The 24,698-nt window shown below is 65.6% G+C and carries 28 protein-coding genes; 14 read left to right on the top strand and 14 right to left on the bottom strand.

Going from position 1 to position 24,698, the window contains the following annotated elements; translation table 11 throughout:
• Positions 1–53 precede the first annotated feature (53 nt).
• Together purK and purE are read right to left on the bottom strand one after the other, a co-directional pair.
• Entirely contained in the window at positions 54–1,166 is a 1,113-nt protein-coding gene (gene purK, locus GUI70_RS07980; protein WP_272952861.1) for a 5-(carboxyamino)imidazole ribonucleotide synthase, read from the bottom strand.
• The gene (gene purE / locus GUI70_RS07975; protein WP_272952860.1) at positions 1,163–1,702 is read right to left on the bottom strand and encodes a 5-(carboxyamino)imidazole ribonucleotide mutase; all 540 of its coding nucleotides are present in this window, start codon (positions 1,700–1,702) and stop codon (positions 1,163–1,165) included. Before purE ends, purK begins: the two co-directional genes overlap by 4 nt.
• A 79-nt stretch (positions 1,703–1,781) precedes the next feature.
• Between purE and GUI70_RS07970 the strand changes: the two genes are divergently transcribed.
• The 3 genes from GUI70_RS07970 to GUI70_RS07960 all read left to right on the top strand — a co-directional run bounded on the left by GUI70_RS07970 (position 1,782) and on the right by GUI70_RS07960 (position 5,469).
• Positions 1,782–3,035, top strand: a complete 1,254-nt coding sequence (locus tag GUI70_RS07970) for a glutamate ligase domain-containing protein (protein ID WP_161881752.1) — start codon at positions 1,782–1,784, stop codon at positions 3,033–3,035.
• A 56-nt stretch (positions 3,036–3,091) separates the two neighbouring features.
• Positions 3,092–3,769 (top strand): response regulator transcription factor, encoded by a 678-nt coding sequence (locus tag GUI70_RS07965; protein ID WP_109827840.1) that lies wholly within the window; start codon positions 3,092–3,094, stop codon positions 3,767–3,769.
• A 101-nt stretch (positions 3,770–3,870) separates the two neighbouring features.
• On the top strand, positions 3,871–5,469 hold the full coding sequence (locus GUI70_RS07960) for a sensor histidine kinase (RefSeq protein ID WP_161881751.1): 1,599 nt from the start codon (positions 3,871–3,873) through the stop codon (positions 5,467–5,469).
• 70 nt (positions 5,470–5,539) lie between these two features.
• On the opposite strand, the gene GUI70_RS07955 is transcribed toward GUI70_RS07960, so the two are convergent.
• The 3 genes from GUI70_RS07955 to GUI70_RS07945 all read right to left on the bottom strand — a co-directional run bounded on the left by GUI70_RS07955 (position 5,540) and on the right by GUI70_RS07945 (position 9,519).
• Positions 5,540–8,098, bottom strand: coding sequence for a S8 family serine peptidase (locus GUI70_RS07955; RefSeq protein ID WP_161881750.1), 2,559 nt, complete (start codon positions 8,096–8,098; stop codon positions 5,540–5,542).
• Between the two features lie 188 nt (positions 8,099–8,286).
• A complete protein-coding gene (locus tag GUI70_RS07950) occupies positions 8,287–8,484 on the bottom strand; it encodes a hypothetical protein (RefSeq protein WP_161881749.1) in 198 nt (65 codons plus the stop codon).
• A 273-nt stretch (positions 8,485–8,757) separates the two neighbouring features.
• A complete protein-coding gene (locus GUI70_RS07945) occupies positions 8,758–9,519 on the bottom strand; it encodes an APH(3') family aminoglycoside O-phosphotransferase (RefSeq protein ID WP_237724782.1) in 762 nt (253 codons plus the stop codon).
• Between the two features lie 91 nt (positions 9,520–9,610).
• Between GUI70_RS07945 and GUI70_RS07940 the strand changes: the two genes are divergently transcribed.
• From GUI70_RS07940 to GUI70_RS07915, 6 genes are all read left to right on the top strand, one after another.
• Positions 9,611–10,204: an RNA polymerase sigma factor gene (locus GUI70_RS07940; protein ID WP_161881747.1), complete on the top strand. Its 594-nt coding sequence runs from the start codon at positions 9,611–9,613 to the stop codon at positions 10,202–10,204.
• Positions 10,201–10,554: a hypothetical protein gene (locus tag GUI70_RS07935; RefSeq protein WP_161881746.1), complete on the top strand. Its 354-nt coding sequence runs from the start codon at positions 10,201–10,203 to the stop codon at positions 10,552–10,554. The genes GUI70_RS07940 and GUI70_RS07935 overlap by 4 nt, the downstream gene beginning before the upstream one ends.
• Positions 10,551–11,348 carry a LolA-like protein gene (locus tag GUI70_RS07930; protein WP_237724781.1) on the top strand — a complete coding sequence of 266 codons (798 nt, stop codon included), beginning with the start codon at positions 10,551–10,553 and terminating at the stop codon, positions 11,346–11,348. Before GUI70_RS07935 ends, GUI70_RS07930 begins: the two co-directional genes overlap by 4 nt.
• A gap of 74 nt (positions 11,349–11,422) precedes the next feature.
• Positions 11,423–12,691 (top strand): DUF1800 domain-containing protein, encoded by a 1,269-nt coding sequence (locus GUI70_RS07925; RefSeq protein ID WP_161881745.1) that lies wholly within the window; start codon positions 11,423–11,425, stop codon positions 12,689–12,691.
• A gap of 88 nt (positions 12,692–12,779) precedes the next feature.
• Complete coding sequence (locus tag GUI70_RS07920; protein WP_161881744.1) at positions 12,780–13,949, top strand: DUF1501 domain-containing protein; 1,170 nt, start codon at positions 12,780–12,782, stop codon at positions 13,947–13,949.
• Positions 13,937–14,470, top strand: coding sequence for a hypothetical protein (locus tag GUI70_RS07915; RefSeq protein WP_202630426.1), 534 nt, complete (start codon positions 13,937–13,939; stop codon positions 14,468–14,470). Before GUI70_RS07920 ends, GUI70_RS07915 begins: the two co-directional genes overlap by 13 nt.
• Here the strand turns inward: GUI70_RS07915 and GUI70_RS07910 are convergent.
• On the bottom strand, positions 14,409–14,636 hold the full coding sequence (locus tag GUI70_RS07910; RefSeq protein ID WP_237724780.1) for a GNAT family N-acetyltransferase: 228 nt from the start codon (positions 14,634–14,636) through the stop codon (positions 14,409–14,411). The two genes, GUI70_RS07915 and GUI70_RS07910, sit on opposite strands and share 62 nt — an antisense overlap.
• A gap of 67 nt (positions 14,637–14,703) precedes the next feature.
• On the opposite strand from GUI70_RS07910, the gene GUI70_RS23960 reads away from it, so the two are divergent.
• Positions 14,704–15,807 carry an IS1 family transposase gene (locus GUI70_RS23960; protein WP_202630425.1) on the top strand — a complete coding sequence of 368 codons (1,104 nt, stop codon included), beginning with the start codon at positions 14,704–14,706 and terminating at the stop codon, positions 15,805–15,807.
• On the opposite strand, the gene GUI70_RS07900 is transcribed toward GUI70_RS23960, so the two are convergent.
• The 5 genes from GUI70_RS07900 to GUI70_RS07880 form a co-directional block, all read right to left on the bottom strand.
• Positions 15,699–16,193: a hypothetical protein gene (locus tag GUI70_RS07900; protein WP_161881743.1), complete on the bottom strand. Its 495-nt coding sequence runs from the start codon at positions 16,191–16,193 to the stop codon at positions 15,699–15,701. The two genes, GUI70_RS23960 and GUI70_RS07900, sit on opposite strands and share 109 nt — an antisense overlap.
• A gap of 109 nt (positions 16,194–16,302) precedes the next feature.
• Entirely contained in the window at positions 16,303–16,476 is a 174-nt protein-coding gene (locus tag GUI70_RS07895) for a hypothetical protein (protein ID WP_161881742.1), read from the bottom strand.
• A gap of 324 nt (positions 16,477–16,800) precedes the next feature.
• On the bottom strand, positions 16,801–17,787 hold the full coding sequence (locus GUI70_RS07890) for an oxidoreductase (RefSeq protein WP_161881741.1): 987 nt from the start codon (positions 17,785–17,787) through the stop codon (positions 16,801–16,803).
• A 50-nt stretch (positions 17,788–17,837) separates the two neighbouring features.
• On the bottom strand, positions 17,838–18,167 hold the full coding sequence (locus GUI70_RS07885; protein WP_161881740.1) for a cupin domain-containing protein: 330 nt from the start codon (positions 18,165–18,167) through the stop codon (positions 17,838–17,840).
• Between the two features lie 75 nt (positions 18,168–18,242).
• On the bottom strand, positions 18,243–18,809 hold the full coding sequence (locus GUI70_RS07880) for a type 1 glutamine amidotransferase domain-containing protein (protein WP_161881739.1): 567 nt from the start codon (positions 18,807–18,809) through the stop codon (positions 18,243–18,245).
• A gap of 154 nt (positions 18,810–18,963) precedes the next feature.
• Between GUI70_RS07880 and GUI70_RS07875 the strand changes: the two genes are divergently transcribed.
• The 3 genes from GUI70_RS07875 (at position 18,964) to GUI70_RS07865 (ending at position 20,761) form a co-directional block, all read left to right on the top strand.
• Complete coding sequence (locus GUI70_RS07875) at positions 18,964–19,185, top strand: hypothetical protein (protein WP_161881738.1); 222 nt, start codon at positions 18,964–18,966, stop codon at positions 19,183–19,185.
• Positions 19,186–19,314: 129 nt separating this feature from the next.
• A complete protein-coding gene (locus GUI70_RS07870) occupies positions 19,315–20,430 on the top strand; it encodes a Gfo/Idh/MocA family protein (protein ID WP_161881737.1) in 1,116 nt (371 codons plus the stop codon).
• 118 nt (positions 20,431–20,548) lie between these two features.
• Positions 20,549–20,761, top strand: a complete 213-nt coding sequence (locus GUI70_RS07865; RefSeq protein WP_161881736.1) for a hypothetical protein — start codon at positions 20,549–20,551, stop codon at positions 20,759–20,761.
• Between the two features lie 44 nt (positions 20,762–20,805).
• Here GUI70_RS07865 and GUI70_RS07860 read toward each other — a convergent pair whose 3' ends face one another.
• The 3 genes from GUI70_RS07860 to GUI70_RS07850 form a co-directional block, all read right to left on the bottom strand.
• On the bottom strand, positions 20,806–21,165 hold the full coding sequence (locus GUI70_RS07860) for a DUF2089 domain-containing protein (RefSeq protein WP_161881735.1): 360 nt from the start codon (positions 21,163–21,165) through the stop codon (positions 20,806–20,808).
• A gap of 148 nt (positions 21,166–21,313) precedes the next feature.
• On the bottom strand, positions 21,314–21,949 hold the full coding sequence (locus GUI70_RS07855; protein ID WP_161881734.1) for a hypothetical protein: 636 nt from the start codon (positions 21,947–21,949) through the stop codon (positions 21,314–21,316).
• A complete protein-coding gene (locus GUI70_RS07850) occupies positions 21,942–23,006 on the bottom strand; it encodes a DUF4097 family beta strand repeat-containing protein (RefSeq protein ID WP_161881733.1) in 1,065 nt (354 codons plus the stop codon). The genes GUI70_RS07855 and GUI70_RS07850 overlap by 8 nt, the downstream gene beginning before the upstream one ends.
• Positions 23,007–23,229: 223 nt before the next feature.
• On the opposite strand from GUI70_RS07850, the gene GUI70_RS07845 reads away from it, so the two are divergent.
• A complete protein-coding gene (locus GUI70_RS07845) occupies positions 23,230–24,636 on the top strand; it encodes an RNB domain-containing ribonuclease (protein ID WP_161881732.1) in 1,407 nt (468 codons plus the stop codon).
• Positions 24,637–24,698 lie beyond the last annotated feature (62 nt).

Genomic DNA, 24,698 nt, shown 5'->3' with positions numbered 1-24,698 from the left:
AGTCCACAGCGGCTTCTCCCTCCTTTCGTTTGGTCTGAATCCGTCGGACCGGCTCAAGGAATCAGCATCTCCAACCTGCTAAGTTGCGCCCAGAGCGTGGCCTCGTCGTGCGCGACCAGATTGACGTGCCCCAGCTTACGTCCCGGCTTGTGGGCCTTGCCGTAAAGATGCAGCCTCGCGCCTTCCAGCTTCAGAATCGCCTGCCAGTCGGGTTCCTGGCCCTCGACCCAGCCGAGAATGTTGACCATCGCACAGGGCAGCTTCGGTGCGAAGTCGTGCAGGGGCCAGCCGAGAGCCGCCCGCACCTGCGCCTCGAACTGGCTGACGCCACCGCCGTCCTGGGTCAGGTGGCCACTATTGTGAACGCGGGGGGCCACCTCGTTGACGAGCAGTTCGCCGCCGGGCAGCTCGAAGAATTCCAGCGTCATCAGGCCTTCGAGTTGCCAGCGCTCCGCTACCCGACGGGCCAGTTCACGGGCCTGCGCCTCGGCGGGGTCGCCTGGCAGGTACACACTAAGGCGCAGCACCCCCGCCCGGTGCACGTTCTCTATCAGGCCGCCGAAAGCCAGCTCGCCGCCTGCCGTGCGCGCCACCCCCAGGCTGACCTCGCGGGCAAAGTGAACCCAGCCTTCCAGCACGCAGGGCACCCGACCCAGCTCAGTCCAGGCCGGGTCGAGGTCCGCTTGCGCCGCGACGCGCACCTGGCCCTTGCCGTCGTAGCCGAGTTCGGCCGTCTTGAGGACGCCGTGCCTGCCAACCCGTTCCAGCGCGCCGGGCAGATCGGCCTCAGTGTTGATGAGCGCATAGGGAGCGGTCCCGGCCCCCGCTTCGTGCAGCGCCTCCTTCTCACGGGCGCGGTGCTTGCTGCGCACCAGCAGCGACGCGGCGGGCCGTACGGGCACCCGGCCTTCCAACTGGGCCAGCGCCGAGAGCGGCACATTCTCGAATTCCAGCGTCACGGCGTCGCACTGAGAGAGGCGTTCCAGCCCCGCCGCGTCGGTGTAGGGAGCCTGGATGTGCTCGGCGCAGCCGCGGGCCGGAGCCTGCGGATCGGGTTCCAGCACCACCACCCGCACGCCCAGCGGCAGGGCAGCCAGCGCCAGCATCTGGGCCAGCTGACCGCCGCCGAGAATGCCCAGGGTGCCCGCTCGAAACAGCGCGCTCACGCCTCGCCCGCCTGAGGATGGCCTTCAAAGTACGCATCGTCCAGCACCGCCCGGGTCTGGGCGGCCCGGAACGCGTCGAGGCGCTGACGCAGGGCCGCGTCGGTGGTGGCGATCATGGCGGCGGCAAACAGAGCGGCGTTTCTGGCTCCCGCCGGGCCGATGGCAAAGGTCGCCACCGGAATTCCGGCAGGCATCTGGACAATGCTCAGCAGCGAGTCCTGACCGCTGAGTGCCCTGCTCTGGACCGGCACGCCCAGCACCGGTACCCGGCCATAAGCGGCCAGCATGCCAGGCAGGTGGGCCGCGCCGCCCGCCGCCGCGATGATGGCCGAGAATCCCAGCCGCTCGGCCCGCACTGCGTAGCTGGAGAGCAGCTGCGGCGTGCGGTGGGCCGAGAGCACCCGCACCTCGTAGCCGACGCCGAGTTGTGCCAACACGGTCAGCGCGCCGCTCACGGTGTCGAAATCGCTGCGGCTGCCCATGACCACGCCGACCTGAATGGGCTGTTCTTGAATCTGCTGAGGGGAAAGCGTCACGCGGCCAGTGTAGCGGGCTGGGCCGCCGGGTTACCTCTCCTCTGCCCTACCCTGGCAGATGGCGTATCGTGCGCCAGAGATGACGCGGCCCGGTGACTTCCCCGAAGCGGATTGGCCTGAACGAGAACAGCTCCATCCAGGATCGTCGGACCAGACGCAGCCCGACTACGACTGGCTCTACTCGCGCACCCGCCAGGGCCAGGCGCGGGGGCCGCAGCGGGCACGGGTCCTGCTCGACCAGCTCGGCTCGCCGGACGAGCTGTTTCAGAGCATCCGGGTCGTCGGCACCAACGGCAAAGGCAGCACCTGCGCCATGCTGGAAGCCGGACTGCTGGCCGCCGGGCTGATGGCCGGACGCTTTACCAGTCCGCATCTGGAAAGATTCGAGGAGCGTATCCGGATCGGCGGCCAGGAACTCGACCCACGCCGCAGCGCCGCCTTCATCGTCTGGGCACGGCAGTACGCCCCGGACGCGGCCTTCTTCGATTTGACGCTGGGACTGGCCTCTTCGGCATTCGCCCGCGCCGGGGTGCCGTGGGCGGTGATGGAAGCGGGCGTGGGCGGCCTCTCGGACGGCACCCAGGCACTGCGCCGGGTCGCGGCGGTGGCCCTGACCAATGTGGCACTCGACCACACGGCGGTGCTGGGGCCGGGGCTGAGCGACATCGCCCGCGACAAGGCGGGCGCGGCGCTGCCGGGCGTGCCGCTGCTGACCACCGCCGCTGCCGGTGAGGCGCTGCACACGGTCCGGCAGGTGGCCGCCGAGCGGGGGGCGCCCCTCTACACGCCGCAGACCCACCCGGCGCTGTTCGAGCTGCCGCACCCGCCGCGCCTGGCCGGGCCGCACCAGACCGGGAACGCCCGGCTGGCCGTCGCCACCCTGCGGCTGCTGGGCTTCGGCAGTAGCGTCAGGGCTGCCCTGAACGCGGATCACCCGGCCCGGCTGGAGCGCTTCGCGTTGCCTGGAAATGGGGCAGCAGGCATCACCGTACTGCTCGACGGCGCACACAATCCGCACGCGGCGCTGGCCCTGGCTACAGCCGTCCCAGTGGCCGACGTGCTGCTGTTCGGCAATCTGGCCCGCAAGGACACCGCAGCGACCCTCGCGCCGCTGCTGGCCCTCGCACCAAGGCGGGTCTTCACGGCTCCCGGCGACCTAGCCACGGATCCGCGTGAGCTGGCCCGGCGCTTTGGCGGCGAGGCGGTGGAGGACATCGCTGCCGCCTTCGCGCGTGCCCTGACCCTCACCCCGCCAGGCGGCACGCTGCTGGTCACCGGTAGCCTGTATCTGGCCGGAACAGTGCGCGCCCTGCTGCTCGAATGGGCCAGATGAAATGTGGTTAAGCCCCACACCCCCCTTCTCATGAGAATGAAACGTAGGGTGAAGCTATGGAACGCAAGCCCCTGGTGCTCGTCATCGAAGACGAAAAAGACATTGCCCGCTTTATCGAGCTGGAACTGGCCGCCGAAGGCTACGCCACCGAGGTGGCCTTCGACGGCGTGACCGGTTTGTCAAAATTCCGTGAAGTCAACCCCGATCTGGTCATTCTCGATCTGATGCTGCCGGTGCTCGACGGCCTGGAAGTCGCCCGCCGGGTGCGCAAGACTTCCAACACCCCGATCATCATCCTGACGGCCAAGGACGGCATTCAGGACAAGGTCGAGGGCCTGGACTCAGGAGCCGACGATTACCTGATCAAGCCCTTTTCGATCGAGGAACTGCTGGCCCGCGTCCGCGCCCACCTGCGCCGGGTCAATCCAGCGGTGACAGGTGAGGTGCGGGTGGCCGATCTGGTCATGAATCTCGACGGACGCGAGATTTTTCGGGGTGGACGGCGTGTCGAGCTGTCGGCCAAGGAATTTGAGCTACTCGAACTGCTTGCCCGTAACCCCGGCAAGGTCTTCTCGCGTTTCGAGATCGAGGAGAAGGTCTGGCCCGAGTACACCGGCGGCAGCAACGTCGTGGACGTATATATCGGCTACCTGCGCCGCAAGCTCGAGGAAGGGAGCGAGCGCCGCCTGATCCATACCGTGCGCGGCGTGGGCTACGTGCTGCGCGAGGAATAACCCGCCTCAGCGCCGGAAACCCGCGGCTCACGGCTGGCCTGTAGACTGGCTGGCATGTCTGCCCTCCCACCCTCCATCTTCCACTTTACTAGGCCGCCTGCATGACCCTGCGCGGGCGGCTGACCCTTTTTTATACGGTACTGCTGGCGACGGTGCTGGTCCTGCTGGCGGTGCTGGTGCTGGGCATCATGCAAAACAGCCTCATTCGCAGCATCAAGGAAGATCTGGCGCGTAACGTATTTGGGCAGATCAACCGTCTCGTGCTGCCAAGCTCTCCACTCGACCCGCTGGGCCGCCTGAGCGGCGGGCTGCTGGGTGATTCGAGCGACCCCGGTGGACGCACGCTCTCCACCCTGCGTCAGAGCTTTCCCAATTACCGCATTCAGATCGACCCGCTGGTCACCAGCGTCGATACCTTGCAGCAAGCCATGCTGCAAGGAGAGCCGTCAGACCACCTGGCCGAGCTGAACTTCGTCCGGCGGACCGCGCCGCAAAATCGCCTGCCAGTGGGCATTGACCCCAACGCGCCTATTGAATTAAGCGATGCCCAGCTGACCCAGTTGCTGAGTGACCCCTCACGCGGGCTGGACCTGACCATACCGACCCAGGCGGCCTTCGACGATCCGGTGCCGACCCAGGTGTACGTGCAGCTCTCCGAAATTCAGACCGGCATTGCCATCGACAACAAACCGCTGACCCAGGCCGCCCTCATTTATGTGGGGCGCAGCTTACAGCCGACCTACGACACGCTCGACCGCCTCAGGTCGCTGATGTGGGTGCTATTTGTGGGCGGGCTGGTCATCAGCAGTGTGGGGGCCTACCTGCTCTCGGGCCAGGCAATCAGGCCGCTGCGGCAGGTGCAGAAGGCCGCCGAGCAGATCGGGGGGCGCACCCTGAACGCCCGCGTGCCGGAGCCGAGTACCCGTGACGAGGTGCAGTCGCTGGCCCAGGCGCTCAACCGGATGCTGGGCCGCCTGGAAGACTCGTTCGAGGCCCAGCGGAGATTTACCTCTGACGCCAGCCACGAACTCCGCACTCCGGTGACGGCCATCAGCGGCCACGCCAGCTACCTGTTGCGGCGCACCAGCCCCAGCGAGGGCCAGCGCGAGAGCCTGACCATCATTCGCAGTGAGGCCGAGCGCCTCACCAACCTGATCAGCAGCTTGCTGGAGCTGGCCCGCTCCGACGGCGGCGTAATGCAACTGCGCCGCCAGCTGGTGCTGCCCAAGGTGCTGCTGGGCGAGATCGCCCGCGAGTTGCAACCGCTGGCCCAGGCCCAACAAGCGGTGCTGAGCGTGACCGGCAGCGACGAGGTGCTGGAAGGCGACCCCGACCGGCTCAAGCAGGTCGTCATCAATCTGGTCAGCAACGCACTCAAGGCTGGGTCCAGCCAGGTCGAGCTGAGCAGCTGCGCCGATCCTGAGGACAGCGGTGAGAGCGGCGTGCTGCTGAGCGTCAGTGACGACGGCCCCGGCATCGCCCCGGAGCATCTGGAGAAACTGTTCGACCGCTTTTATCGGGTGGAGGAATCGCGCAGCCGCGACCAGGGCGGCGCGGGGCTGGGCTTGGCGATTGCCCGCAGCATTGTGGATGCCCACGGCGGGCGCATCTGGTTCAAGAGTCAGGTGGGCAGCGGCACCACCGTCAACGTCTGGTTGCCCAGGGGAAATCTGGAACTGGCGAACGACGACGTGGCGTGAAGGGGCCACGAAAAAGCCCGCCCTCCATTTCGGAAGGCGGGCTTTTTTCGGAAGGGAATTTGAGATCAGCTCAGCGCATCAGCCAGTTGAAGGTGGCCTTGAGCAGCGATGAGCGGGCGCTGGGCGAGAGGCCTTCCAGCCCGAAGCCGAAGGTGGCGGTGCGGTAGCGGCCTGCGTCGTTGAGTACGACGGCCCCGGCGTCCTGGCCGGCCGATTGGGCACGTACCGCGGGCTGCTTGACCGGCTTGCCGTTGCCTGCCTGCCCGACGAGCTGGCGCAGCACGCTGGTCGCCACCTGCTCGACCAGACCGCGCGGCTTGCCGCTCTTGGTCTGGGCACGCGCCTTGTTGCTGTCCGCGCCGATGCTCTGGGCCTGGATGGTGGCTGCCGTCGCTCCAGCGCTGCCCCATGATCCAGCCACCACGCCGCCGCCGATATCGGCAATCACGTCGGGGTACACCTGATCCTTGGCGCTGCCGTCGGCGTTGAGGGTGTAGCCCACGTTACCAAGCACGCCGCTGGTGACGAACTTGGTCGTGCCGGACGAGTCGGCCACGAACTGGGTCTTGAGGATGCTGCGGTAGAAGTTGCTCTCGCCGATGTCGTAGCCGATGTCCTGGCCGCTGACGACCAGATTGCCGCCGTCCGCCAAGTACTGCTGCAAGTTCTGCTGATCGGCTGCCGTGATGGTGTTGCTGTACTGCTCACCGCTGAGCCACAACACGATGTTGTACTTCTTCAGCTCGCCCAGTGGCACCGCGCCCTGGCTCTGCACGTCCCAGCGAAACGCCCCGCCTGGCGCGGCGTTGGCCTTCAAGGCGTCACGCAGGTAGGTGGTCACGTCGGCTCCCTGGCCCATGTCATCGTCCACCAGCAGTACGCTGGGCAGCTTGCTGGAGGTCGGCGGCTTGGGCGCGGGGGTCGGCGTGGGAGCTGGGGTGGGCGTGGGCGCAGGAGCTGCGCCAGGCTTCAGGAAGCAGGCTTTGGCTGCACCCGGTACCGGGTCTGATCCCCACTCCGCCACGGTGCATTTGAAGCCGTCGGTGGCAGTTCCGGAGATGTAGCGGCCATTCGCGCCGAAAGCCGCCTGCCGCTCGCCCTTGAAGTCGCACGAGCCGCCTTCGGGCGCGCAGAAGGTGTAGCCGGCCGGCGGGACCACGTTATTGTTGGCCGGGGGCGCTGTGGGCGTCGGAGTGGGTGCCGGAGCCGGGGCTGGCGTGGGGGCTGGTGTCGGCGTCGGCGCGGGGGTCGGCGTGGGAGCCGGTGCCGGGGTGGGTGCAGGCGCCGGGGCCGGTGCCGGGGTGGGCGCGGGAGCCGCGACGCTGACGCCCAGCTTGGCAAGCGCGCCGGGCAGATTGATCTGGCCGTAGCCGGTGTTATTGTTTTTCTGGCCGTTGTTGGACGCACTCGAATACAGCGCCTGCTTGACAGCGTCCACACTGGTGCCGGGCTTGGCTCCCAGCATCACGGCCACCGCGCCCGCCGCGATGGGGGCAGCCTGCGAGGAACCGGACAGCGAGCCGTACCCGCCGCCGGGGAAGCTACTGGTGATCGCCACGCCGGGAGCCGCCACGTCGGGCTTGACGAAGGTGCCACTGTAGGCCCCGGTCCAGGCCACTGGACCCCGGCTGCTGAACGAGGCCACCTGACCGTTCTGATCGACTGCACCGACACCGATCACGTCGGGGATGTTGCCGGGGCTGCCGGTGCTGCCCGCCGTGGGGCCGAAGTTACCGATGGCGAAGACCGGTACCACGCCCGCCTTGAGCATGTTCTGGACGGGCAACACAAATTCCTGATAGGTGCCAGGCAAGCCCAGACTCATGCTGACCACGTTCGCGCCGTCGTTGGTGTCGGCGTTGTTATCGGGGTCGAGGACCCACTGCATGCCTGCAATGACCTGGGCAAAGGTGCCAGAGCCGTCGGGCAGCACCAGGGCACTGATCAGCCGGGCATCGGGAGCCACACCCACCGTGTTGCCGACCAGCAGCCCTGCCGTGTGGGTACCGTGCTCAGCCGTGTCATGCGGCTGACTGTTTACCTTGTCGCCGTCACCGTTGAACTCGGCGTAGTTGAGAATCTTGCCCTTGTATTCCGGCGAGTTGGGGTCGATGCCGGTGTCGAGGTGACCGATGCGCACGCCCTGTCCCTTAAAGCCCGCCGCTTGGGCCTGCTTTGCGCCGATGGCCTGCAAGTGGTACGGCACGCCGGTGGGCGCACTCGCTGCGCTGAGCGCCTGGGCCTTGGGAATCTGAACCTTGAAGTTCTCGAAGATCTCGTCTACGATCGGCAGCGTGACCAGGGCGCGAATCTGGGCGGGCGTCAGCTTGAGGAAGATGGACTGATCGAGCCACAGCTCCGCGCCGCTCTGCTTGATGGCAGCGTTGACAAACCCCGCCGCCGGGCCGAGCTTGGCGAGACTGTTTTGAAGCTGCGTCCGCAAATTCTTGAACAGATCGCGGCCCTGGGCTGAGTTGGAGACACTGAAACGCACGATGACGCCGATCGGCGCAGTGCTGTTGGACCTGACTTTGGTCAGCAGATCCGGCGAGAGCCGACCTGCCGAGGCCTGGGTGGCGCTGGCCACGGCCAGCGCCGCGCCGAGAAGGAGCAGTGGGCGTTTAATCATGCAGGCAGTATGCCTCGCCGCAGATGACGCGCCCTAAGTCGAAGGTGAGGAATGCTTAAGAGGACGTCAGAGTGCGGTCAGCGCCGCACCGGGAACAGCAAAGAAACCGGGCGCGATCACCTACGTCGCGCTCAGCTCTCTTGACTTGAAATAGATGGGGAATTGCAAACCGGTGACGCCGAAGCGTTTCAGGCCCTCAACAACTGTTCCAGCTCCTCTGGCGTCACGACCTTGGAAAACCGGCCCCTTAGATAAAGATCGTTGACCGCCTGCTGCCCCAGTAGAGAAACAACCTGGCGGAGTTTAATTTTCAGGGTCTTTTGCTTGGTCATCAGGCGAATCGTATCGGTGGTGCCTGGAACCCAGGTGCAGATGATATTTGACACTCTACTCCCCCCTTTAAAGCTTCGAAACAAACGCCAAAGTCAACGCTGCCTGGCAGACTGATGAAAAAGTCTCGCCTCTATATAGGACAGGTCTGCAACCAAAAGCAGTCCGACATGCAGGTTTGTTAGTGGCCTTACTTTACTTGACAGGGACGGAAATAGAAAAGGACATTTGACACGTTAAGGGGGTTCTAAAGGTCAATTAAATCCTGTCCCAGCGCGGCTTGATCGCTCATACCCTTACACATTTGGCAGGCTCAGAAAATCCGCAGATCAGAACAGTTCGTCGAGTGCTTGGTAGTACGCCAGTTTCGCCGGATCAATCAGGGCTGGGCCGTAGGTGTTCAGGAAATGCTCCGCCAGGTCTTCGTCCTCATTGCGGCGCAGGCTGCGGCAGGCCAGTGCCAGATCCTGATGGCGGTCGGCGATGCCCAGGCGGCCCACGTCCACGAAGCCCTCGACGTATTCGCCCGACACCAGGATGTTGGGCAGGCAGGCGTCGCCGTGCGTGACAACCAAGTCCTCGGCAGCGGGGCGCGTCTTGAGGAGCTGCCTGAGCACCTGATCTGCCGACTGGCCCAGCCGCTCGGCGTCGAAGTCGGCCTCGTCCACCAGTCCGCCTTCCACCCGTTCGCGGGCCTGCCGCAGCTTGACGGCCAGGCTAGCGTTGAAGGGACAGTCGCGGATCGGCAGGGCGTGGAGTTCGCGCAGGGCGCGGGCCAGCAGTTCGGCATTGCGCCGGGCATGCAGCAGGGCGTCGGGATGGTGCATCGGCACACCTGGCAGACGGGTGGTGGCCAAGTACTCGCTCGCCTCGTCGGCAGCGTAACCGACCACACGCGGCACCGGCACGCGCCCGACCAGCCAGCGCAACTTGGCCTGCTCGGTACGCAGGCTCTCGGGCAGGCCGCGCGGCTGCACCTTGACAAAGTAGTTGCGGCTTTGCCAGGTGGTGGCTCCCGACTCGCCCGACACGTCTTCCCAGCGGGCGGCGGGCAGCACCCGTCTGAGTTCCGGCGGCAGGTTCAGACTCACGCGGCCTAGAGTAGCAAAGGCGGGGACCGGGAACTTTTTGCACTCCACCCGACTCCAAGAGACAAGGCGCGTGAGCAGGGCGGCCCCAGGCATGGACACCGACACCGACGAACAACTCATCCATCTGATCCGCTCCGGGGAAGCCGGGAGCCGGGGAGCGGCGGCGTTCGAGGTGCTGCTGAACCGCCATGCGCCCCAGGTTCACCGCCTGGCGGCCAGCCTGGTGGGACCGAGCAGCGCCGACGACGTGGTGCAGGAGGTGTTTGTCAGCGTGCACCGAAACCTGAACTCCTTTCGGGGCGAGGCCAGATTCAGCACCTGGCTGCACCGCATCACCCTGAACGCCTGCGCGGCGGCGCTGAGAAAAAAACAGCCCGAGTCTCTCGACGACTGGCCCGAACCCACTGCCCACCACGATCCGGCCCGCGCCGGTGAGCAGGCCCAGCTGCGCGAGTTGCTGGCCTGGGCCCTGCGCCAGTTGCCGGAGGGCGTGCGCGAGGCCGTGACCCTGCGCGAACTGGCCGAACTCGACTACGCCGAGGTTGCCGAGGTGCTGGGGGTCGAACTCGGTACCGTCAAATCCAGAATCAGCCGGGGCCGCGCCCAGCTCCGCGTATTACTCAGCGGGCGCTGGGATGTGCCGACCCCCCAGCAACCCACCCCGAAACAAGGAGTCAAGTCATGAAGCCGCCGTCTGACCCCCCCAAGACCTTTGACCCAGAAGCGTTCGACGATGCTGCCCTGGACGCTCTGTTTGCCCAGGCGCGGCAGCTGACCCCGCAGGACCTGGGCGCGGCGCAGCGCTTTTTGAAGCGCGAGACGCTACCTAGCGAAATGCTACCCGCCGAATCCGCCTCTTCACCGGAACGCCGCCCACCCCGCCCGCTGCGCTGGTGGCCGCCGCTACTGGCTGCCGCTGCCCTCTTCGGCGGGGTGCTGGTGCTGCGGCCCATGCTGACGACCACGTTCCAGCCGGTGCTCGCCAGCAGCGCCGCCTACGACGCCTACACCTCGGCGCTGGGGAGCGAGTGGTGAGGCGCGCCCTGGGGACAGCCGCCTGGCTGCTGGCAAGCTCGCTGGCCACCGCACAGATGACGCCGCCCAGCGATACCGACGTGCTGCTGGGCGCGCTGAACAGGAACCTCAAATTCGTCGTACGCGGCGACGCCAGCCTGACGGTTCTCTTTCCGCCGCGCGCCGTGCCGGTTCGCCGGGCCGCCAGTCTGCCGCCGATCAAGGTGTTTCCCCGCTTGCTGCGGCAAAACTTCACCGTCAAGCCGGGCGTTGCCGAGACGGTGGCGGGCCGCCCGACCCGCGTCTATACCCTGACGCCCAAGGTCGGCGCGGCGGCGAGCTGGCGCATCTGGGTGGACACCAGCTGGAACGTGCCACTGGCCTACGAAGAACGGGGCGCAGACGGTACGCTGGCCCGCCGCGCCGAACTGTTGCGGGCCGATAAGCTGCAAAAACGCGCCCAGCCGCTGAAAGCCGACCTCCTGTCGGGGCTGGGGCAGGCACTGAGGCTGGCCCTGCCGGGACTGGTACTGCCGCCGGGTTTCGAGCCGGTGGGGGTGGGCCAGCGCAAAGCGGGCGGGCAATCCAATCTCAGTCTCAACCTCAGTGACGGCGTCAATGTGCTGGCGCTGGTGCTGGCCCAGAAGAACGTCAAGGCGGCGCAGGGCGTGGCCTCGCGTCCGGTCGGCACCGGCTTCGTGTGGCTGGTCGGCAACCTGGCAGTCCCGGACCTTCAGGCGGCCCTCAAAGGGGTGCGGCCCGGCGATGCCAGCGCCCTGGGAACATTTGCGCCGCCGGGCGACTCCAATCCGTAGAGCTGACGCTCACTGTTCCCGAACGCCTGTCAACCCTGAACTGATTCAAACGCGCTGATCCACTAGGAGACCTTGTGCCCCTCACCCCACACACCCAACCCCTGACCCTGACCGACGCGGCCCACCTGCTGCGCCGCACCAGTTTCGGGGCCACCGAAGCGCAGATCCGCGCCCTGGTTGGGCAGACGCCGCAGGCTGCCGCCGCCGGACTCCTAAAGTTTCCCGTGACCACCCTCGACACGCCCTTCAAGCCCCTGGAAGCAGCGACGCCCGCCGCCGCCCTCAAGCTGATGGAAGCGGGCTGGCTGCGCGAGATGGTGCTGACCCCCTACCCACTGCGCGAGCGCCTGACGCTGATGTGGAGTAACCACTTCGTCATCGGCACCGACAAGGTCAAGAATGTCAGCGCGCTGGAAGGCTACCTGACGGTGCTGCGCGGGCATGCCCTGAGTCCCTTCACCGACCTGGCGCTGGCTGCCGTCAAAACGCCTGCCGTGATGCACTACCTCGACAACGACCAGAACAAGAAGGGCAAGCCCAACGAGAACCTGGGCCGCGAACTGCTCGAACTTTACACGGCAGGCATCGGCCACTACTCGGAAACCGACGTGAAGGAAGGCGCCAGGGCGCTCACCGGCTGGACCTATCAGGGTGGCCGGGGCAACAAGCAGTTTGCCGAGCCGCAGACGTTCACCTTCAACCCCAAACAGCACGACGGCGGCTCAAAAACCTACCTCGGCCAGAAGGGCAACCTCGGCGGTGACGACATCGTGCGGCTGGCGGCGGGCCACCCGGCCACCGCCGAGCGGGTCGCCATGAAACTGTGGCGCTCGTTTGTCAGCGACGCGCCCGATCCCGCCGGACAGGCCCGCCTCACTGAGAGCTACCGCCAGCACAGCGGCGATTTGGGGGCAGTGATGCAGGACCTGCTGAGCAGCCAGGAGTTTTATACGGCCCGCAGCAGCATCATCCGCAGTCCTGCCGAGTTCGTGGTGGGGGCGCTGCGCTCCGCTGGCCGCCGCAGCGACATCGGCGAGAAGACCTACCTCAACCTGAGCGGTACCCTGGCGCGGCTGGGCCAGCAACTGCTGCACCCACCCACCGTCAAGGGCTGGGACGGGGGCCGCGAGTGGATCAACGACGGCACGCTGCTGCTGCGCATGCAGGTGGCCGCCGGACTGACCCTGGGCAAGCAGGCACTGGGGCAGGGCAGCAGCCCCACGCCCGAATTCAGCACGCTGTCGCTGATCGGCAGTGAGACCCTGCCGCCCGCACTCGCTAAGTTGCCGCCCGCCCAGCGCACCTATCTGATGCTGGTCAGTCCCGAATATCAATTGATTTAGAGCAGCCGTCCGCGAGAGACGAGCGCCAGGGACTGCCCTGTGTTCCTCCTCAGGCCCCACAATCCACTTTCCCTCCGAAGGAGTTCCCATGAACAGGCGCGATTTTCTCAAAGTCTCGGCGCTGGCGGTCAGCGTCACCAGCGGGATGCCCGGTTTTCTGGCGCGGGCAGCGGCCCAGGCAGGCGGCGACAAGACCCTGGTGGTCATTCAGCTCACCGGCGGCAACGACGGCCTCAACACCCTGGTTCCCTATTCCAACGGCGCGTACTACGCGGCCCGGCCCAACATCGCCATTGCCAAAAAAGACGTGCTGACGCTGAACGCCGACCTGGGCATGCACCCCAGCCTGCGGGCGCTGAGCAAATTCTGGGACGCCGGGCAGCTCGGCTGGCTGGAAAATATCGGTTATCCCAATCCCAACCGCAGCCACTTTGCCAGCATGGCCATCTGGCACACCGCCGATCCCAGCCAGGCCGCCTCGGACGGCTGGATCGGGCGCATTGCCGAGACCATCGGCGACCCGTTTTGCGCCAGCAACATCGGCAACGCCACGCCGCTGGCCCTGCAGGCCAAGGATTTTTCGCTGCCCAGCATCAGCAGTGTGGACGGTTTTCAGGTCAAGTTGCCCGCTGGCCTGCACGATCCCTTCACAGCTATGCTGAACACGCCGCGCACGGGTGAGGCCGGGTACCTCCAGAAAGCCACCAAGCAGATGCTCCTCAACACCGCCCGCGTGCAAAAAAACCTCAGCAAGTACCGCTCCGGCGCGAAGTACCCCGACAGCAAATTTGCCGCCAGCTTGCAGGACATCGCCCGGCTGATCGCGGGCGGCAACGGCCAGCGGGTGCTCTACACCTCGCTGGGCAGCTTCGATACCCACGCCGGGCAGCGCGCCGAGCAAGACGATCTGCTGATCCAGCTGGCCGAGGGCTTGGCCGCCTTCCAAGCTGACCTCGACATGCAGGGCCTCGCAGACAAGGTGGTCGTGATGGGCTTCTCCGAGTTCGGACGGCGGGTGGCCGAGAACGACAGCGCCGGAACCGATCACGGCCAGGGCAGCGTGATGTTCGTGCTGGGCAAGTCGGTGAAGGGCGGCATTCACGGCGACAGCCCTGACCTGGAGAGCCTGGCCGACGGCGATATCCGCTACAAGCAGGATTTCCGGGGCGTGTATGCCCAGGCGCTCGACAGCTGGCTGAAACTGGACTCAAAAGAGATTCTGGGCGGCAGCTTCAACGGCCCGAAATGGCTGGGTTGATTCTTCGGCGCTGGGCAGCGTTGGGCCTCCTCGTCCTGACGCCCGCCCTCTCGATGCCCGCTTTTCGCCTGACGGCCATCCATCAACTGCACTACGACGTGGGCGAGCCGCTGTGGCAGTACAGCGGCAAGGTCATGGCCTGCACCTTCTGTCATGTCAACAAGTCTGGCGGCGCGCCCTGGAACCTCTTCGGGCAGGCGCTCCAGAAAGGCTTTCAGATGAATCCCAAAGCGAGGTTCAGCGACGTGCTGTACGGCGTGCTGGCCGCCAACGGTGACGCGGACGGTGACGGCTATCCCGACGCCATAGAAGTCTTTGCCCACACCCTGCCGGGCGACACCAGCAGCAAGCCCGAGAAGCCACTGGCCGAGCTGGAAACCGAGTTCGCGGCAGCGGGGGGAGTGAAGCAGTACGCATCAAAGGCGAGCGAAGGACCAGGCAAGAAAGGCAAGAAAGCGCTCAGCGCTCCAGCCGCCACGTCACCCACATCGGCTCCGGCAAATAACCCAGGCGGTGATTGAGTTTCAGTATCGCCAAGTTCAGGACCGTGCCGCCAGCACTGGCCTCGGTGCCGCCATTCTCACGCGCCCAGGCCAGTGAACGCGCCTTGAGCAGCGTCGCCAGACCCTTGTTGCGGTGCGAACGGCTCACGGCTGTCTGTTCGGTTTCCGCGTGCTGGCCGCGCAAGATAGAAGTCTGGAATCATAACCGACATGCCTGACAGGAGCGGCATCTGGGGCCTATCTCCGGACGCATGGATTCATCCTCACTCGACGGTTTCCGTTGCCTCAACACCGCCTGTCCGGCCTTTGGCCAAGCGGGTCTCGGGAATCTGCGTCTTCGTAAGTGGTACGACACGCGCTCGGGGCCACGCCGGTTGCTGCGCTGCGCCAGCTGCGGGCGGGAATTCAGTGAACTGAAGGGAACGGCCCTGTGGAACGTCAAGCTCCCCCGTGAGCGCGCAGCGAACATCATGGCGCATGTGACGCGCGGCAACAGATTCAAACAGACCGCTGAGCTGAGCCAGACGCACCGCACCACCGTCTCCCGGTTGGTTTGCATCGCTGGTGAACACGCCCAGTGTGTTCACGATCACCACGCCCAGGATCTACAGGTGACGAGTGTGCAGGCGGATGAGCGGCACAGCTTCGTTGGGCGTAAGGATCAGCCGTGCTGGGAGGCAACTGTGATCGATTCACGCTCAAAATTCCTGGTGCAGAACGCGCTGGGCGCGAGGACGATGGATCTGGCGGTGCGATTGCTGTTCGGTCCCTGTTCCCGGTTGTATGATCCGCAGAGCGTGGTGCTGTTCACAGATGGCTGGTTGCCGTACGACTCGCTGTTCGCACAGGTGTTCGACCGACCTGACCAGCCCAAGCGTCAGGGGAGCCGTGGACGGCTCCCGAGGCTTCAGTATCGCATCCCCAGGATGTCAGGGCACGTGCGGATCATCAAGACCTATCACAGTAAGCGCGTCACAGACATCCGCATTGAATGCGCCGCTAGGAGCCAGCGGCGCATCGATCAGGAGCTCGATGCGCTGGGGTACATCACGCCGAACACCTCTGCTGTGGAAGGCCATAACGGCACTGCCCGACGCATGAACCCGCATCAGGTGCGCAGGAGCCTCGCGTTTGCAAGGCTTCCTCACGTCCGCCAGACGGTCAGCGATCTGGTGAACGCTGTGGACAACTTTTGCCGGATCCACCGGAGCCTACGGGTGAAATTGGAAGAACCGGTGGGGCGCCGTCAATATGCGCAGCGGACACCAGCAATGGCCATCGGCATTGCGGACTCTGTGTGGAGCGTGCTGCGCCTGCTCAGCACCGCCATCATGCCGACGCCATGTCGGTCATAGTTCCAGGCTTCTACCCTGCGCAAGGTCAGCCGGGTGAAGGCGACGATCTGATGTTTGTGCCGGGCCACAAAAACCGTTTCCTCACGCCGGATCAGCTCGCGCAATTTCTCCAGCCTCAGGTCGTCCGGCGTCGTGGTCGGGTTCTGCGGCGCGTCGTGCACGGCTTCGCGGCTCAGCGCGTGGAGGGCTTCCCAGTCGGCTGGCGGCGCATCGTTGGAGAGCAGCTCCACTTCGTACCCCTCCAGAAACAGGCGTTCTTCCAGCGTTCTGAAAGGCGAGAACTTGAACCGGGCCAGCTTCAGGTGCGCGCCCCAGGATTGCCAGGCGTTGCGAAAGCCCGCCGCCGCAAAGAAGTACATCTGCTCGCCGAAGTCCTCGCGGACCACGCCGATGAGCGGAGCGCGTCCAGGCAGCCGGGTCAGCGCCAGGGTGTAGAGCGGGTTGAAGTGTTCGGCCTCCCCCGCAAAATCCAGCCGGAATGCGTCGGATGCACCGTCACCAAACGGTGAGACGTTGGGCGACCGTGCGGAATCGCCCCGGCTGCACCGAGACGGTGAAGTGTTCGGGTATGTAGGTCCAGTGGCCGCGCACGCTGGCGGTCACGAGCTGGGCGATCTCAACGGCGTCTTCGGGCCGAAAATCTCGGAGCATCGGGAGAGTGTCTTCCACGGCTTGAGCCTACGAGAAGTCGGCATAGACGGCAAAAACCGGGCTTAGGCCAAATAGCTTACCGTTCTCGGTCTGGCGTTCCCGAGAGTTTAGGCTCGCCCTCCACACTCGCTCAGTCAGCTCCGCAGACCCCTATGCAGCTATTCAGACTTGAATTACATTCACTGAGTACGTCCAGAGCGTATTCTGTCTCTACCGGAATGGAAGCGCCGACGGTGTGCTTGTTTTCGACTTTCGGAAGTCGGGTCGCGAGCGGCCCTGTTCATCCCCAATCTGTCCAATCAGCGAAACCGCCCCTGAACTGCTGGGGCGGTTTCGCTTGCCTCAGAGCGATGACTTCAGGCCGACCAGTTTCTCGCTCTCGTCCCACAACCGCTGCGCTTTCTGGCTGTCACGCAGATAGGGCAGGTAGCCGACGTAGGGCCGCGACGGGTTCACCGGCAGTGCCTCCTGCACATCCTCCAGGTAGAGGCCGCCGACGCCCTCCAGCTCGGTGCCCACCGCTGCCCAGACGCTGGTGGCCGCGCCCTGCTCGACTGTTTTGAAGACGGGATTGAGGTTGCCCTGCTCGTCCATCCAGCCCATCGCCCGCTGCTCCTCGATAGGCAGGTGCTTTTGCAAGCCGGTCATGATGCCGCCAGGGTTGACCGAGTTGGCCGTGACGCCCTGAGCACCGTACTTTTGGGTCAGACCAACGGCGAACAGCGCGTTGGCGGTCTTGGAGTTGCCGTAGGCTTCCCACTTGTCGTAGGGCCGCGAATCGTAGTTGAGGTCGTCCAGAAGCACGTCGCTGCGTCGGTGCCCACTGCTGCTGAGCGCCACCACCCGCGCCGGGGCTGCCGCCAGCAAGGCAGGCATCAGCAGCTCGGTGAGCAGGAAGTGACCCAGATGGTTGGTCCCAAACTGCATCTCGAAGCCGTCGGCGGTGCGCGAGAATGGCGTGACCATCACGCCCGCGTTGTCGATCAACAGGTCGAGCTGGGGCGCAAGGTCCAGAATACGGGCCGCCGCTGTCCGCACCGAGGCCAGCGAACTGAGGTCGAGTTCGACGACGTGTGCCGCGTCGTTGCCGGTACTCGCTCTCAGCTCCTGGGCCACCGCCTCACCCTTCGCCATATCGCGCACTGCCAGCAAAACCCGCGCCCCAGCACTCAACAGGGCACGGGCCGTTTCGACACCGATGCCGGAAGCAGCTCCGGTGACGACGGCGGTCTGGCCGCTTAGGTCATGCCCGGCGACAACGTCCATTGCCGTGCTGCGTGCACCGAACGGCGAGGTGATCGGTTCGGGCGTGGTCTGGGAATCAGTCATAAGCGCACTCTAAGGGCTAGAGTGCGCTTCAAGTCAAGTTGAAAGTGGACTCAGAAGGCGCTGGGCGTGGTCGTTTCCACGGCGGTCAGGGTTTCCAGAATGTGAAACCGGTGCTCGGCCCCACTCGGCACACAGTAGCTGTCTCCGGGTTCCAGCGCGATACTCTGGTTCTCGATCATCAGCTCCACCCGCCCGGAGATGACGTAGCCGAGCGTCTCATAGTCGTGTTTGTGCATGGTCTTGTCGGCGTCAGCGGAAGGTTCCTCGTTGTGCCACAGGCGCACACTGCCCTTCTCACCTTTGATCAGGTGGTGCTGGCCGTCCTCGCCGTGCTGGGTTTCGCTGCGGCTGAGCTTGTACGGGCTGGTATTCTGGGTCATGCCTCCAGCCTGCCGCCTGCCGCTGGGGTTCGGGTGAGCATCAGGCTCAGGCGGGCTTAGGAATGCGGGCCGCCCTCAGCGCTGATAACGTCCGCTTGCCGCGAACAGTTCGACGATCTGCCGGTTGAAGGCGGGCAGGTCGTCGGGCTTGCGGCTGGTTACGATGCCCTTGTCCTGCACCACTTCCTGATCGACCCACTGCGCGCCGCCGAGTTCGAGTTCGCGGCGTAGGCTGGGCCAGCTGGTCAACTTCAGCCCCGTCACGCCGCCGATCTGACTCAGGCTCCAGGGACCGTGACAGATGGCCGCGATGGGTTTGCCACCCTCGTAGAACGAGCGCACGAATGACATGGCGTCGTCGCTCAGCCGCAGCTTGTCAGGGTTGACTGTGCCGCCCGGCAGCACCAGGGCGTCGTAGTCATCGGCACTCGCCCCGGCCACCGCCTTGTCGACCGAATACTTGTCCTTGGGCTCAATGTCGCCCTTCATGCTCTGAATCTGCCCGGCTTCGAGGCTGATCAGGTGGGTGGTGGCCCCTGCTTGTTCGAGCGCTTCACGCGGGCTGGTCAGCTCGATCTGTTCCACGCCGTCGGCAGCGAGAATGGCGACGGTCTTACCCTGCAAAGGTTGTGAGGTGGTCATGGCAAGCAGCCTCGGCCCGGCAGCGCTCAGGTCGGTGAAGGCGGGTCAAAGACCGCTTGGGGATGGGGTCACGCTTCCTTGACGTTGGACTCAGGAAAGAGGCGCGGCCAGCAGGGCCGGCAACTTTCGGCCCGCTCGCCCAGTATTCACCATCATGAACACCGCTTCGATCATTTTCGGCGTCCTGGCCGTGCTGGGCCTCGCCCTCGGATTTCTGCCGCTGCTGGGCTGGACCAACTGGTTCGTGACCTTGCCACTGGGCATCATCGGCCTGATTCTGGGAGCCGTCAGCGGCAAGCGCGGCGGCCTGGTGCTGTGCGCAGTGGTGCTGGTGCTGGCCGGGCTGCGGCTGGTCATCGGCGGCGGGGTCATCTGAACCGCCCCACCGAAACGCCTCCAATGACCGGGCGTCCACTTAAAGGCCGCTTGACGGCTCCCCAATCCGGGCGGACGAACCAGCTTCTAGGGTAAGCGGAGAGACCCCATTTCACCCCGAGGAGAACGTATGCCCAACCAACCTGACATCGGAGATCCCGAACCCCAGCAAAAGCGCGTCGGTTTTGCCGTCGTGGGCCTGGGTGAACTCAGCGCCGAGGAACTGATTCCCGCGCTGCGGACCAGCCAGCACGCCTACCTGGCCGCCGTCGTGACCGGCGAGCCGGACAAGGGTCAGGCCTTTGCCCGCGCCGCTGGCCTCAGCGACCAGGACGCCTACACCTACGAACAGTTCGACGATCTGGCAAAGCGTGACGATGTGCAGGCCGTCTACATCGTGCTGCCCAACAACCTGCACCGTGAGTACACCGAACGCGCTGCCAGGATGGGCAAGCACGTGCTGTGCGAGAAACCGCTGGCGACCAGCACCGAGGACGCCGAGGCGATGGTCGCCGCCTGCAAAGCGGCGGGCGTCAAGCTGATGGCGGCCTACCGCATCCAGTACACTCCGCACCACTGGACTGCCAAACGCGCCATCGCGGCGGGCCAGCTCGGCAAGATCAAGTTGCTCGACAGCATTCACGCCCAGGTCGAGGACGATGCCAGCGTATGGCGGCTGAGCTTGAAACAGGCCGGCGGCGGGCCGCTGGTGGACGTGGGCATCTACTGCCTCAACACCCTGCGCTTCCTGACCGGACTGGAGCCGGAGTGGGTCTACGCGGCGATGCACCAGCCCCAGAACGACGAGCGCTTCAAGGAAGTCGAAGAATCCATGAGCGTGATGCTGGGCTTTCCCAGCGGTCTGATCGCCAACTTCCTGACCAGTTACGGGGCCTTCAAGACCGACACCGTGCGGGTGCTGGGCGAGGCCGGCTCGGTGCTGCTCGACCCAGCCTTCGTCTATATCGGTCTGGAGCTGGAACTGAGCGACGAGCGGGCCAAGACCCGGCCCCAATTTGCCGCCTACGACCAGTTCACGCTGGAGGTCGACCACTTCGCCGTCTGTATCCGCGAGAACCGTGAGCCGTACACCCCCGGTGAGGAGGGCGTGCAGGACCACCGCCTGATGGACGCGATCTACCAGAGCGCCCGCAGCGGCGTGAGGGTCGAGGTCGAGAAATTCAGCGGCCAGGACGTGTTCAGGAACACCCGAAACGAGCCGGAATTGCCCTCGAGCGCTTCTTAATTTCTCCTTAAGCCCGCTGGCGCTTGGTCAGGAAAGATGCAGAGCATGTCCGGTGGGTCGAGCAGACTGCCCTGAACCGGTCAGCAACGTGCCGACCCTTACCTTCAGGAGGACCATCATGGACAACCGCACCACTTCCAACGTACTGACCGTCGCGGGCTTCGCTTCCATTCTGGCCTCCATCGCCATCTGGTTTACCACTGGCGGCAAGGGCAGCGGCGAGGACCGCGCCCACGGCGAGCGCTTCGGCATCTTCGTCGGCCTGTGGGCCCCCACTTTCTTCGTGCTGGCCAACAAATACAACGAGCTGGCCGTCAAAGAAGACGAATAAGCAATTCTCACCCAAAGAAGCTGCGGCGCTGAACCTTCAATCATTCAGCGCCGCAGCTTCTTGGCCGCTTCTTCCGGCGTGATGTCGCCGCGTTCGAGCTGACTGAGCACCTCGTCGCGGGGATCGGCGGCTTCCGGCTCATAACCGATGGAACGCAGCAGGTTGTCGAAACGGGCGCGCACGGTGGGGTAACTCAGGCCCAGAATGCGCTCGACTTCCTTGAGGTTGCCGCGCACCTTGATGTAGAGGCGCAGAAAATCGAGCGTATCGGGCGCGAGGGTGGCGAATTCGTTGAGTTCGAACTCGCCCTGAACGGTGATCCCCGATTCGGGAAAGCGCAATTCGGTGACGAGCGGGGCCTCGCTCACATCGGGAAACGGCAGGGGCAACGGGCGGCGGGGCATGGGACTCAATGTAGCGCTCCTCACGGGGATGCCGGCAGAATCCTGCCAGCGTCAATTTGCCAGTCAAAACCCGGCAAGAGAAACCCGGTGGCGACTGGATTTCTCTTGGAGGCAGGCACCGGGTTGGGCAACCGGCGGGAGAGGGGGCTCACCTCACCGTCAGACGGACCTCGTTGCCGTTCTCGTCCTCGGATTCCAGCAGCGGTCCCGGCGGGGGATTACTCTCCAGCAGCAGCTGCAGCGCTTCGATGCTCAGGCCCATTCCGGCCAGCGACTTGAGGGCCTGCGGCGGAATCAACTTGCCCACGTGGGCCGCGAGGCTGATCGGCAGGTTGGCGCTGTAGCTGCCACCGTTCTCATCCTCGACCTCGATGCGCAGGATGCTGCCGGGGCGCGGCGGGCTGGCCGGGCGGGCACTCTGAGAAGTCACATTGACCCCCGGCACGCCGTCCAGCGCCCGCTCCACGGTGTCGGTGATGCGCTCGGCCAGCCCGTCGAGATTGCCGAGCCAGCCGGATCTGGGCGGTGGCGGCGCGCTGGGGGCACCCGGCACGCTGCGGGTGCTGGCTGCCGCCGCTTTGGGCGGATCGGTGCGGGCATAGAGAATGTCGGTGACGCGCTCGGGGCCGAAGCCGTCAGCGACCAGCAGGGCGAAGATCGGCGCGAGGGCGTCCTCGCTGAGGGCCAGCTTGGGGTGCAGGGCGGCCAGGAGCGGCGCGGCGTCCTCACTGCTGAGGCGTCCGGCGTGGACTAGGCCCAGAATCCGGCGAATCTGCTCACGCATGGGTGACTCCTCCCGGCAATACATCTTCGGCATTCAGGCGCACCTGGCCTGCCGAGACCTGACACGACAGCCCTGCCGCCCCGCCGTTCAGGGTGCCGCTGTAGGTGGCGTTCAGCATCCCGCCGCGCTTGTGGGTGGGAAAATTGCTGACGAGCTGCCCCACCGTCACCTCGGCACTGAGCTGCACACTGCTGCCGGGCAGCAAGGTGAGGTTGGCCGCGCCGCCGTTGACTTCCAGGCGGTGCTGGCCCTCAGTGAGCAGGCCGGTCCAGTTGAGCATGCCGCCGTTGACCTCGGCGATCAGCGTCTGACTGCGCTCGATCTTGCCGTTGCCCCCGTTGATTTCCAGGTGCAAGTTGCCTGCCACCGCGCCCGCCGTGAGGTTGCCGCCGGAGATCTCGGCCTTGAGGTGGCCCACCTCGCCCACCCGCACGTTGCCGCCTGCGATATCGAGCTGCAATTCGCCCGCCACGTCCGGGAGCACCAGTTGCCCACCTGCCAGTTCGGCGCGCACATGGCGCGGCACGAACGGCACGTTCAGGCTCACCCGGCGGCTGCCGAAGCGCAGGCCGTGTTCCTGCTTGAGATTCCAGCCTTTGTGCGAGCTGCTGAGTGTCAGGCCGTCGGTGTCGCCGCTCAGGGTGGGGGTACTCAGCGAAGCGTCGGTGGCGACGATCAGTGAGTAGCCCGCGATGTCGAGGCGCAGGTCGTCGGGCGTATCGCTCTCCGAGTGCGGCGCGACTTCCCGCACCAGCTTGTTGACCAGCTTGCCGATCAGCGGCGCGGCGGCAGACAGGCCGGGAATGTTGGGGAGAGTGCTGCCCATGCCCGCGCCCTCAGCAGCTGACGTCGGCTCAACCGACTTGCTCAGCTCCACTGGGGCTTGGGATGCAGGTGATACCGGGCTGGCTGTGTTCTCGAAGGTTTCCATGCCCTCACCGAGCAGGTCGGCGGCTTCCTCGAGGGTGAGTTTGCCTTGCGCCACCAGCGTCTGAACTTGCAGGCGAAAGGCGTTCTGGTCCGCCGCATGCTGTCCTCCCGTGTTCTCGTCGTTCATACGTCCTCCAGGGGTGCTGGGTCGGGCGGTCGTCGCCCTTCCTCTGAAGCAGTTATAAACCCAGATATAATAGATTGTCAAGTCTTAGTTTCCATATAGCATTTTTGGAGTGAGATCAGGGCCTCGATTCGGTACGATAGGCAGAATTTATCTGAGAATAGAAAATCCCTCTTTACAAAACCTCCTGCCGCCCGCGTCGGCCTTGTCCCGCTATGCTGGTTCAATGACCGCTCCACAGAACCCCGGCACCCCACCCGACGACCTGACCCCAGCCCAGCGCACCGAGGTGGAACTGCTGGCACGCGGCAAGGCCGAGCGTGCCAAGGCGATCCGTGACGCCAAACTCAATGAGACGCCGGAGATCGCCCACGAATTTCTGCTGCGCCGGGGCATATGGGACGAATTGCGGGTGCCGTATGCCGAGCGGGCGGGCATCGACCTGAGCGACATCGACTTGCCGGTGCCGGAACTGCCCGACGAACCCCGCCTCGATCTGGCGCACCTCCCCGCCTACGCCATCGACGACGAGGGCAGCCAGGACCCCGACGACGCCATCGGCCTTGAGCCTCTGGCCACCGGCTGGCGGCTGTGGGTCCACGTGGCCGACGTGGCCGCGCTGATTGCCCCGAACAGTCCGCTGGACCTGGAAGCCCGCGCACGCGGCGCGACCCTGTACCTGCCGGACCGGATCTACAGCATGGTGCCCAATGCCGTCGTTGAGCGGCTGGGCCTGGGTCTGCACCCGACCTCCCCGGCACTGAGCATCAGCATCGACTTCGACGCCGGGTGGAACGCCGACACGGTGGACGTGCAGCTGACCACCATCAGGGCCGAGCGGCTGAGTTACAGCGCCGCGCAACTGCGGCTCGACGCGGGCGAGGAGCCGTTCGTGACGCTTCAGAAGCTTTACGTCGCCAGCAAGAAGCAGCGCGAGGCCGAGGGCGCGCTGAGCATTGATCTGCCGGAAGTGCGCGTCAAGCTGCACGGCGACGAGATCGAGATCAGGTCGCTGCCGCGCCCCGAGACCCGCTCGATCGTGCAGGAATGCATGACGCTGGCAGGCTGGGCGGCGGCCATCTACGCCGACGACCTGGACATCGCGCTGCCCTACGCCACCCAGGACGCCCCCACCCGCGAAGTGCGCGGCGACGACCTTCCAGCCCACTGGGCACGCCGCAAGACGCTGGCCCGCACCCGCTTTCGGCCCACCCCGGGAGCACATCACGGCATGGGCCTGGACGCCTACGCGCAGGCCACCTCACCGATGCGGCGCTACCTCGACCTGGTGGTGCACCAGCAGCTCAGGGCCGCCCTCAAGGAGGAGCCTGGTCTGACCGGGGGCGAGATCGCCGGACGGGTGGCCCAGGCCGAGATGAACGCGGGCGGCACCCGCACCACCGAGCGCCTGACCCGCCGCCACTACACCCTGGTGATGCTCAAGCGCCAGCCGGAGCGCATCTGGGACGCGCAGGTCGTCGAGCGGCGCGGCCCGCAGGCCACCGTGCTGATTCCCGAACTGGCCCTCGATACCCTGATGAGCACGGCGGCCCCCACCGGCACGCTGCTGAAGGTGCAGATGGCCGAAGTGGACCTGCCGAATCTGGCGGTGCGGTTGAGGGAAATCCGGTAAAAGGCCAGAGGGGAGTGGACCTGATCACTGTCCACTCCCCCTGGCGCTCCGTCACGGCCTGC

Source organism: Deinococcus alpinitundrae, assembly GCF_009982895.1.
GTDB lineage: Bacteria > Deinococcota > Deinococci > Deinococcales > Deinococcaceae > Deinococcus > Deinococcus alpinitundrae.
Note: the sequence above shows the minus strand (reverse complement) of the source record. Positions and strands in the feature narration are given on the sequence as shown.